Below are 1,592 nucleotides of genomic sequence, written 5' to 3' on the forward strand. Positions count from 1 at the left end.
TTGGTGTGGGTTCCGCGTGGCTTGGCAGCATCTCGCCTGTCGTAGCCCCCTATCGCCTCCCCCTGCTGACCCTCGCGTCGGCTCTTCTCCTCGCTGCGACCCTCCGTTTGCTCTGGCAGTTTAGGCAGGCACAAACATGCCCGGCGGACAGTGCATGCGGATCACCGACCTATCGAGCGCTGACCGCCATAGGGATTGCCATCGGTGCTGCGCTGCTGACAGGTGCCTTCCTCTATGGCTGATCCGATCCTGATCTCGCGCTTGCGCTGCCCCGAATGCGGTCATGAAGAAGACATGGAAATGCCGACCAACGCCTGCATGTTCTTCTACACTTGCACGGGCTGCGGCGTGCGTCTCAAGCCGCTCCACGGCGATTGCTGCGTGTTCTGCTCCTACGGCACAGTTCGCTGTCCTCCGATACAGGAAGGGGACTGCTGCAATGGCTGAGGCTTTCGATTTCATTGCGATCGGATCGGGAACGGCTGCGCAGGTCGCGGTCCACCAGATGGCCGACGCCGGGAAGCGTTGCGCGGTTATCGATTACAGGCCCTACGGTGGCACATGCGCGCTCCGAGGGTGCGATCCGAAAAAGATGATGGTGAGTGGAGAGGAAGCGCTCGCTGCACACAGGCGATTGAAGGGGAAGGGTATCGAAGGTTCTGTTTCGATTGACTGGGGTGACCTCCAGGCATTCAAGCGCAGCTTTACCGACCCCGTCCCTGAAAAGCAGGAAGCTCGCTACGAGCGTAAGGGCGTCGCGACTTTTCACGGCGCGGCACGCTTTGCTGGCCCCGACAGGATCGTGATAGGCGACCGGGAACTGAGTTTCTCGCACGCTCTTATCGCAACGGGAGCAGAGCCTCGACCGCTTGGGATCGAAGGTGAGGAATTGCTGATTCACAGCGATGCATTCCTAGAACTCGAAACCCTTCCAGATCGGATCGTATTCGTCGGCGGTGGATACATAGCTGCGGAATTTGCCCACCTCGCGGCGCGGGCAGGTGCAAAGGTGACCATCATCCAACGAGGCCGCATTCTGAAAGCCTTCGACCCTGACACGGTCGATTGGCTCATGCCGAGTTTCGACGATCTCGGCATTGAAATCGTGGACGCCGAGGTGAACAGCGTAGCGAAGAGAGGCGGCGTTCTGACCGTCCATGCTGGCGACCGCAGGATCGAAGGGGACTTGGTGGTGCACGCTGCCGGAAGAGTCCCTGCGATCGGTTCGCTCGATCTGGGGGCGGGAGACGTCGCCTGTGACGAGGGTCGCTTGGTGCTTACCGCTCAACTACGAAGCCAAAGCAACCCCAAAGTCTTCGCGGCGGGTGACGCTGCTGCAAATGGTCCGCCACTGACTCCGGTCTCCAGTCATGATGCCAAAGTGGTTCTTGAGAACATACTCGAAGATAGCGGCCGAGCTCCGAACTATTGTGGGGTTCCTAGTGCACTTTTCACGGAGCCGCCGGCGGCGCGGGTCGGAATGCTGGAAAGCGAGGCGCACGAGGCAGGTTTGGATTTCACGGTGAATGCTGGATCGCACCCAGGTTGGTTTTCGGCAAGGCGGCTGAACGAAGAGATCTACGGCCACAAGG

3 protein-coding genes are annotated in these 1,592 nt (G+C 60.1%); all 3 read left to right on the top strand.

Annotated features, from left to right (window positions below; all coding sequences use genetic code 11):
- Positions 1 to 242, top strand: a 242-nt coding sequence (locus tag AAFM29_RS17040; protein ID WP_341713926.1) for a hypothetical protein, incomplete at its 5' end; no start/stop codon positions are given.
- The gene (locus AAFM29_RS17045; RefSeq protein WP_053833516.1) at positions 235 to 447 is read left to right on the top strand and encodes a GDCCVxC domain-containing (seleno)protein; all 213 of its coding nucleotides are present in this window, start codon (positions 235 to 237) and stop codon (positions 445 to 447) included. The genes AAFM29_RS17040 and AAFM29_RS17045, both read left to right, overlap by 8 nt.
- The coding region (locus tag AAFM29_RS17050) for an NAD(P)/FAD-dependent oxidoreductase (RefSeq protein WP_341713927.1) at positions 440 to 1,592 on the top strand (1,153 nt) is incomplete at its 3' end. The genes AAFM29_RS17045 and AAFM29_RS17050, both read left to right, overlap by 8 nt.

The organism is Erythrobacter sp. (genome assembly GCF_038133525.1).
GTDB lineage: Bacteria > Pseudomonadota > Alphaproteobacteria > Sphingomonadales > Sphingomonadaceae > Qipengyuania.

Bases quoted from the DNA above. Each gene is read 5' to 3' on its own strand.
- AAFM29_RS17045 (WP_053833516.1), top strand. From the start codon at position 235: ATGGCTGATCCGATCCTGATCTCGCGCTTGCGCTGCCCCGAATGCGGT.